Source organism: Sphaerothrix gracilis Ecp01 (assembly GCF_030405905.1).
Taxonomy (GTDB): Bacteria; Cyanobacteriota; Cyanobacteriia; order Phormidesmidales; family Phormidesmidaceae; genus Sphaerothrix; species Sphaerothrix gracilis.
Genome location: NZ_JASATW010000062.1, coordinates 1 through 7,991 on the forward strand (window position 1 = coordinate 1; position 7,991 = coordinate 7,991).

Genomic DNA, 7,991 nt, shown 5'->3' on the forward strand with positions numbered 1-7,991 from the left:
GAAAGGACCCAGGGTTCGGGTATCTTCAGCAAGCTCACCACCATTTGGATCAGAGCGCTTTCATCAAGTTCATAGTCCCGGAAAAAGCGTTGCAGGCGCTTGTAACTTGACTCGCTCTGAGCCCGACTGCAAAAGGCCACGGCCAAGTCGCTAAAATTGACCGTTCTCACTTGCAACAGGGCATGAGAAACATTGCTAGGAATGTCAATCGAGCACCGTGCCAGTTGAGGTGACTTCGCAGGGTATCGCGCAGTAGAGTAACCTGTTCCATAAGGGTTTCGTTGGTCTTTCGCAATTCCATGAAACCCTTTTCTTACCTACTCTTCAAGGTTTTGTCCTGTACAGAGGCAGCAGTCTTAAGGGCTTTCTGAGAGCGTGGGCACGTAACGCGCAGCAAGAAGCGTTCAACCGGCTCTTAGGCTTTTTGGAGGGAGATAAGGCGGCGGTAGCGGCGGTTCAAATTTTAGATGCCTTTCCAACGGCTCCCTGTCTGAAACTAGATATGGCTAATCCCCAGTGGACATGGAAAGGGAATCAGGTGCGATACGGCACTGTGCCTCACTCTTTGCTGTCGATGGCCGAGGTAACGCTGAAGATTGGCTTAACTCGTACCAGTATCGGATCGGCAGCGGATGTAGAGGTGGTCAAAAACTGGCTAAAGCAAGCTTTCCAAGCAGAAGGATTGGGGTCTCGCGTTAGCGCAGGTTATGGACAAGCGACCCGAATTGACGGTAGCGCATCAACATCGTTTTCATCGTTGACGCATCCCCACAGTAGTGAGCATCCGTTTGAGTTCTGGTCGCAAGGCATTTATGGCCCAAACGAGAAGACGCCGGAGTTTCGCTCTGTGGCAGTGCGCGGAGTCTTGCGCTATTGGTTTCGCGCGGTAGCTTTAGCTCTATATTCAGCCGATGATTGCCGCACATTGGAACAGAAGGTGTTCGGCGGAATTGAACCCCAGCCCCAGGAAGGCAGCTTTAAGTTAATCTCTGTGCTGGATGATGAAGATGTAGGCAGCCAAATAAAACCCCACTCTGGCACAGGTAAGCTAATTCTTCAAACCAAGAAGAATCAGCACCTAGTCTTGCTCCAGGCTTTATTGAAGCTAGCGTTTCATATTGGAGGGCTAGGTCGAGGCGCTAGACGCCCGCTGCACTGGAATAGTGGCCGCCTGCGTGGGTGTTTTTGGCAAGTAACTACACCTGAAGAGATTCTGCCCTGTACTTTGCAAGCTTGGGAGCAATTTTTTCAAGACCTGCTCACAGCCTTTGATCAAGTTCTGCCGGTTAGCGTTCCTGCTCTCACACCGCAGCCGACAGCTACGCCCAATCTTTCTAGACCTCAGCGACCTAAACCTAAGCTTAAAAAGACAGAAGGGCGTACTCAGGATATTTTGAATAAGAATGCCCGAATTTATCTAATACGCTCTCCCAAGCTGAAACATCCAAGCCAGGTGCACCAGTGGAGAGATGAGGGGGATAAATATAGAGTGCGAGGAGCTGCGCTAGAGTTCTTTTACAAAAGCGGCTTTAAGGGAGGAGAGAAAGGCAATCCTCAAGTGGGAGGTAGCTTAGGTACGCCTTCATTTGTCTGGATTCAATCGAACGGACTCCATACGCCGGCAGACGCCTATCAGGTAATGACTCTGTTCGGAGTAGACAACGCGGAAAGAGCGAAATTTCTCCAAAAAATACAAGATCCTAGCCAAGTTAAGGAAAAAATAGAAATTACCTTGCCTTGGTAAGTAGACAGCCATAATTTTATGTAGGATGCGTTAGCGTCAGCGTAACGCATCGAAGCCTTGTAGAGCGGTGCGTTACGGCTTCGCCTAACAGCACCCTACGGAGTGTGAGCATCTCGCTCACGGCTGTCCAAGGCTCAATTCATTTTTGGGTTCAGCAACGCCAAAATTGCAACTCATATTTAAAGTCATATACTCAGAGCGATCGCTCAAACCTGTACGCAGATCTGGGCTTGCGAGCATAGAACTAGCTAGAAGAGAAGGCATAACGGCCTGAGTGAAAAGCTTTTCTAGCGATCGCTCTATGTTTGAGGAAAGCCTTATGACGACGATTTATGTAGCTCAGCCGCAGACAGAATTGCGGCTTCAGTCCCGACAGCTTCAGGTTTATCAGCAGCAGCGGTTTTGCTTTGCGGTGCCGCTGAACCGGGTGAACCAGGTGATTGTGCTGGGTCAGCAGCCGTGGGCGCAGAAGGCGGTGAACCTGGCGCTGTCTCTGGAAATTCCAGTACTGTATTTTGAACCGAACGGGCAGTGTGTGGAGTACCTGAAGCCGGTGGCGGCACCGGCGACGTATTTGCAGGCTCAGCTTGAGCGATCGCACGACATCACCTTTGTGCGGGAGATGGCGGAGAGCTTGGTACGGGTGAAGCTGCATAATGCGGGGGTGCTACTGCGGCAGCGGAGCCAGACAGTGGCGGCGGTGGAGCAGGTGCTGGTGCTGCTGGGACGGCTGCGGGATGATTTGCCGCTGGCTCCGTCGTTGCCGGTGCTGCAGAATTATGCGGAGACGGGGACGTTTTTTTACCGGGCGGCGCTGCACCGGCTGCTGCCGGATGGGTGGCGGCAGTATAACCGGGGGCTGGCTCCGCTGCGGCGGCTGATGGAGCTGGGGGTGGCGCTGCTGAGTCAGCGGATTCAGTTGGTATTGCGGGAGTATGGGCTGGATGAGGAGCTGGCGAATTTGCACTGTGATGCGTGGGTGCGCCCGCCGTTGGTGTGTGATTTTTTGACGGAGCTGCAGATGCCGCTGGTGGATACGCTGGTGTTGGATCTGTTGCTGATGGGGCAGATTGGGCCGGAGGATTTTGTTTGGTTGGGGGAGGGATTTTTCTTGAGTCCGTCGGCGTTGGATATTTTTGTGCAGCAGTGGGATCAGCATTTGGCGTCGCCGATTTGGCATCCTGTGGCGGGGGAGACGACGCATCGGCAGTGTATTGAGCTGCAGGTGGAGGCGTATTTGGCGCTGGTGTTGGGGGATGAGGTAGCGTATTGTCCTTTGTTATTGAGGGAACGGGGATAGTTGATAGGGGTTAAAAAAGACGCTTGGCGGCGGAGAACCGTTTAGCGAAGGGTCTTGATTGAGTCTCCCATCCGGGAGACTTTTTTTGATCTTTTTCAATTAAGTGGAAACGGGTTTTCGCTAGCGAAAACCCGTTTCCATTAGTTCAACTTCCGAAGAAGTTAAAAGCTGGCACGCTTAAAAGACAAGACGAATACCAGTCAGTTTCCATTAGTTCAACTTCCGAAGAAGTTAAAAGTCGGGTTTGCCTCGACTCACGGGAGCCTTACGCATTTCCATTAGTTCAACTTCCGAGGAAGTTAAAAGGTGATTTGCAGTTATTACAATTGCGCAACCCACAATTTCCATTAGTTCAACTTCCGAGGAAGTTAAAAGGATGGCGTCATGTTCACGGACTTGGTGGCCAAGCGTGAATTTCCATTAGTTCAACTTCCGAGGAAGTTAAAAGCTGAGGACATATGGCCTCAACCTGCAGAGTTTCTTATTTCCATTAGTTCAACTTCCGAGGAAGTTAAAAGGGTCGGGTTCTAGAACCCTTGCCCTACCTGCATTCTACACCCCCATTTTCGTCGGGGTCTACCCGCTGCCCTTATAAATGAGAAAGACTTGCAATAAGAGCCTGTGGAAAACGCCTGTATCCCTTGTATACCAGTGCACCCGCTGGGTTTAACGAAAGAATGCGGGTTTTGGCGATCGCTAGACTCCGAGAAGAAACAGAGCATTTCTGAGATTTTGAGCGATAAACAGGTCTAATCAGGCTAAATCGCGGCTAATGCCGAAAAATGAGCTTTTAGAATTTGAACCGATTCGACGAGTATATCGCAAAGCCGCACCAAATCAGCATTACAGGCATTTGCTTTATCAAAGCTGTCAACAACCAACAAAAAGAGCGATCGCCCGCCTTAAAAAGCCAGCCAGTGAGATAAAAGAAGGCCCAACTGCACCTCAAGCTAGCCGTGAACCAACCTAATCCTCAGCCAGCCGCCTCGCGATCGCCCGCCACGCCTGCTGATCGCTCAGCCACGGATCAGCGCTTAAAACCGCACCTTGAAAGCCATAGCGCACCACTTCTCTCGCCGCCGCTTTAGCCAAAACGCTGAAAGTCTGCTCTGCGTCATTCTGCACTAAAACATAAAGCTGCCCCTCAGCCTGCTGCTGCCCAGCGCTTAGTAGCTGAACCCGCTGCCGACTCAGCGCGATCGTCCAAGCCTGGCTGACTACCGGAAAAACTGCGATCGCCCACTGCCGATCGGCGATCGCCTTCACGCCGGCGGCCACCGTCGCCTGGCTCAACGCCTCAGACAGCGAAAACTCCGCCGCCCAGCGGTGCATATAGTCATAGTCCAACTGCGCCTGCTGCGCCTTCAAAATGCCCAGCACATCGCGCCACTGCTTTTCCGACTGACGGCCCTGCCCCCAGCGCAGCTTAGTCATCACCAGATCTTCAGGAGACGCCAGATAGAGCGTCGCATCGTTTTCCAACGTATAGGCTTGGCGGCGCTCAAACTTGAGCCGTTCATACGCGCTATCTTCGGCAATGATCAAATCAGCCCGCGAGATGGTATCAATCTGAGTCACCTGTAGCGTTTGCATACGCCCGCTAGCGACTTCGTCCACCCCCGGCACATAAAAGCCAGCCTGCTCCAAACGGGTCGCCAGCGCCGCGATCGCCTCTCCTGAGACAGCCAGCACCACATTGATATCCTGAGTGGTGCGGGTTTCGCCATAGGCGATCGTCGCCACCCCGCCAGTGACGTAGTAAGGAATAGCGGCGTGGGTCAACAGGTGATGCAGTTCGGCGGCGAGCTGAATCGAATCTTGAATCCAGGTCACCTCAGACCCTCCTGGAACATAGTCAGCCGGGCAATACTCCTGCAGCCAAGCCTCCGCTAGCTTGCGCTTAAACTGCGGCGGCGTCAGCTCACTGAAGCGCTGTTGAAAACAGTTAATCGCCAACTGGCGGGCGCTACGCATCAGCTGCGTGCCCATTTGCAAACGCTGGGCCACTGTTTTTTGCCGCAGCAGATAGAAGCAGAGCAAATCGGTCTCTATCCCAGTGTCTTGAGCCTGGGAGCGATAGCCAGCGGGTGCCGATAGGGGAGGAATGGGGGTCACAAAGAGTAAGACTCGCTTGCCGTTATTGTGGCACAGGTAACCCCCCGGAGATCGCCCACCCTAAAAGCCAGCTAGTAAGATAAAAGAAACTGCCTAAACTTCAAAGTCAATGGTTGCTGTTCAGCCGCGACGCTTTATCGTCAGCGAATACCATCGCATGAGCGAACTCGGCATCCTACACCCTACCGAGCGCACTGAACTCATCGCTGGAGAAATCATCTCAATGGCGGCTAAAGGCACAGCCCACGCCTCAGCCGTACTCCTCACTCAAGATCTCTTCAAAGAGGGCCTAGGTCGCCGCGTCTTTGTCAAATCCCAAGATCCCATTCACCTCAGCGACACCTCTGAGCCAGAACCCGATATCGTTATTGCCCGGCGCGATCCGCTGGCCTACAGCACCCATCACCCCACCCCTGCTGAGATTTTGCTGGTGATTGAAGTTGCCGATTCCAGCTTGAACTATGACCTCAAAACCAAAGCTCCCCTTTATGCTCAAGCCAGGATTGCCGACTACTGGGTATTAGACGTGATCGCCCGGCAGCTCTATGTGTTTCGTCAGCCTGCCGCAGGCCAGTATCAGTCCCAAACCATTTTGGCCGAGTCTCTAAAAATTGCCCCGCTCGCCTTTACCGACTTTGTAATCCAAGTGGCTCAAATGCTGCCGCCTCAAATTAGCCCTTAAAGTCCTCTCACCGCTAGCACCAAGCTCTTAACACTGGCCCGCTCTCCATAGCGTTGAATCACCACATCCAACAAGGGGGGTTGCGGCCCTTCCAATTTGCCAATAGTCTTCACCACTGCCGAAACATTGCGAATCCAGTCCGCCTGCAGCAGCCGGGGAAAATCCTGCTCCACCACCGTCGCTAAAAAGCGTGGGTCTAGCCGGTGCAGGGCGCACAGCACTGCGATCTTTGAGGCTCTTTGGCTGCTGGAGCTGAGCAAAAAACTGCTCGCGCTGGGACTGAGCCGATTGCCGCGTGAGCCAGTAGGCGATCGTATATTCCAGCAGGGTTTGGTGAAAAAAGTGCAGCTTGTTAGAGGTGGGCTGCACGAGAACGCCTTCGCTGATGTCGCTTAACAGGAAAAGTGGGATCTTCCCGACATTAGGTGATCATCTGAGATTGTTGTATAGATGGGGTTATGAGGATTTGGGGATGGATTTTGTTAGCGTGAGCGGTGTTGTGGTTAGGTGGGATGGTGCTCTAGGTTGAAGTGAGAGCGAATGAGGGTCGAGTCAGTAGATTGCTAAAGCATTTGCTGCCCGGTAGCGGACAGCTAGAGGTAGCGATGGCAAGATCTACACTTCATGCTGCTACTAGCCTAGGCTTATATTACGCTACCTTGCGATGCTGTACGCTCTCGTGGGTTTATAGAAGTTATAGATGAGATGACTGCGCTATGCCAACAAGCCGTCGCCGTTTTCTGCAAGCTGCCGGAGGTGCTTTAGCGGTGACTGGCTTGAGTCAGTTAGCGCTGCCGCAGCAAGCCACTCGCTATGGTCGGGTTTTAGCTCATGAGACACCGCGTAAGCTAGCTCTGCTGGTTGGCATCAATGATTATCCCAGCGTAGGTCGCTATACGAGCCTGCAAGGCTGTCTCACTGACCTGGACCTGCAGCGAGAGCTGCTGATCAGTCGTTTTCGGTTTAGCCCTGATGATATTTGTGTCCTTTCGGATGAGACCGCTGACCCGCCTAGTCGCGCCAACATTATTCGTGCTTTTGAAGAGCATCTCATCGCGCAGGCAAGACCTAACGATGTGGTGGTATTTCACTTTTCAGGTCATGGTTCACGGGTGCTGGATCCGCGCCCGCGTCATGATGATGACTTTAACAGCGCTTTCGTGCCCGCTGATGCTGTCTTTGATGAAGCGGGCGTCAATCATATTATGGGCCGTACCCTGTTTTTGCTGATGAAGCGGCTGCAAACTGAAAATGTAACCGTGGTATTAGATAGCTGCTATGCCGGCGGTGGCACGCGAGGAAATGCTCGAATACGTTCTGTGTGGGATGGGACGCTGTATCGGCCTGGGCCAGCAGAGCTGGAGTATCAGTCGCGGTGGCTACGAGATCTGCGGATTGACCGCGATCGCTTTCAGCAGCTCCGAGATACCGGCGTTGCCAAGGGCGTTGTGATTGCTGCTGCTCAGAAGCACCAGGAGGCACTAGATGTGGGTTTTGATGGCTTTTATGCTGGGGCGTTTACGTTTTTGCTGACGCAGTATCTCTGGCAGCAAACGGATAGTGCTCTAGGCACGGTAGCCCATATCAGCTGCGATATGAAAGATCTCTCGGGGCAGGTGCCGCTGCTAGAGGTGAGTCCGAATCAGACTGACACGCCGACAGAGACCTACTTTGTGCCGCAGGCGGAGCAGGTGCCACCGGCAGAAGCTGTGATCACTGCAGTTGAGGGCGATCGCGCTAGGGTTTGGCTGGGGGGAATTCACCATGAGAGTTTGGCGACGTTTGCACCGGGGGCGAGTTTTCGTTTAGGTGGGGGAGGTGAGGACGATGGGGAAGCGCTAGAGTTGCTGTCGCGGCAGGGACTGAGGGGCGTGGTGGCGCTGCCGCGATCGCTGCCGGCAGGGACACCGCTGCGAGAAGCGACTCGCACGATTCCGCCTGATTTAACCCTGCGGATTGGGATTGATCCAACATTCCGCAGGTTGCCAAAAGATTAGGTAGGTGCATAGTAAGGCTCAACATGAGCCCCCAAGAATCGGATGATTGTGCGCCGCTCATCAGTCAGGTTACTAATCTGCTTGAGGTGTCCGAACTGCACAAAATGAATGCCCTGAAACTTCTGAATGACCCACCGAAAGGTAGGGTTGACA

Annotated in this window: 6 protein-coding genes, 1 pseudogene and 1 CRISPR repeat array; of the genes and pseudogenes, 4 read left to right on the forward strand and 3 right to left on the reverse strand. The window is 53.2% G+C overall.

The window, feature by feature from the left end:
- Positions 1 to 271: pseudogene (locus tag QJQ48_RS28455) on the reverse strand (IS4 family transposase); the annotation flags it as partial.
- Between the two features lie 66 nt (positions 272 to 337).
- Between QJQ48_RS28455 and QJQ48_RS27190 the strand changes: the two are divergent.
- Positions 338 to 1,744 (forward strand): RAMP superfamily CRISPR-associated protein, encoded by a 1,407-nt coding sequence (locus QJQ48_RS27190; protein WP_346294370.1) that lies wholly within the window; start codon positions 338 to 340, stop codon positions 1,742 to 1,744.
- A 319-nt stretch (positions 1,745 to 2,063) separates the two neighbouring features.
- The gene (gene cas1 / locus QJQ48_RS27195) at positions 2,064 to 3,044 is read left to right on the forward strand and encodes a CRISPR-associated endonuclease Cas1 (RefSeq protein ID WP_346294365.1); all 981 of its coding nucleotides are present in this window, start codon (positions 2,064 to 2,066) and stop codon (positions 3,042 to 3,044) included.
- Between the two features lie 133 nt (positions 3,045 to 3,177).
- A CRISPR array of direct repeats spans positions 3,178 to 3,562; the repeat unit is 35 nt; unit sequence ATTTCCATTAGTTCAACTTCCGAGGAAGTTAAAAG.
- Positions 3,563 to 4,010: 448 nt separating this feature from the next.
- Here the strand turns inward: cas1 and QJQ48_RS27200 are convergent.
- Positions 4,011 to 5,159, reverse strand: a complete 1,149-nt coding sequence (locus tag QJQ48_RS27200) for a hypothetical protein (protein ID WP_346294366.1) — start codon at positions 5,157 to 5,159, stop codon at positions 4,011 to 4,013.
- Between the two features lie 109 nt (positions 5,160 to 5,268).
- On the opposite strand from QJQ48_RS27200, the gene QJQ48_RS27205 reads away from it, so the two are divergent.
- A complete protein-coding gene (locus QJQ48_RS27205; protein ID WP_346294367.1) occupies positions 5,269 to 5,841 on the forward strand; it encodes a Uma2 family endonuclease in 573 nt (190 codons plus the stop codon).
- On the opposite strand, the gene QJQ48_RS27210 is transcribed toward QJQ48_RS27205, so the two are convergent.
- A complete protein-coding gene (locus QJQ48_RS27210; protein ID WP_346294368.1) occupies positions 5,838 to 6,101 on the reverse strand; it encodes a hypothetical protein in 264 nt (87 codons plus the stop codon). The two genes, QJQ48_RS27205 and QJQ48_RS27210, sit on opposite strands and share 4 nt — an antisense overlap.
- A 456-nt stretch (positions 6,102 to 6,557) precedes the next feature.
- On the opposite strand from QJQ48_RS27210, the gene QJQ48_RS27215 reads away from it, so the two are divergent.
- Positions 6,558 to 7,838, forward strand: coding sequence for a caspase family protein (locus QJQ48_RS27215; protein WP_346294369.1), 1,281 nt, complete (start codon positions 6,558 to 6,560; stop codon positions 7,836 to 7,838).
- Positions 7,839 to 7,991 lie beyond the last annotated feature (153 nt).

Bases quoted from the DNA above. Each gene is read 5' to 3' on its own strand.
- cas1 (WP_346294365.1), top strand. From the start codon at position 2,064: ATGACGACGATTTATGTAGCTCAGCCGCAGACAGAATTGCGGCTTCAG.
- QJQ48_RS27205 (WP_346294367.1), top strand. From the start codon at position 5,269: ATGGTTGCTGTTCAGCCGCGACGCTTTATCGTCAGCGAATACCATCGC.
- QJQ48_RS27215 (WP_346294369.1), top strand. From the start codon at position 6,558: ATGCCAACAAGCCGTCGCCGTTTTCTGCAAGCTGCCGGAGGTGCTTTA.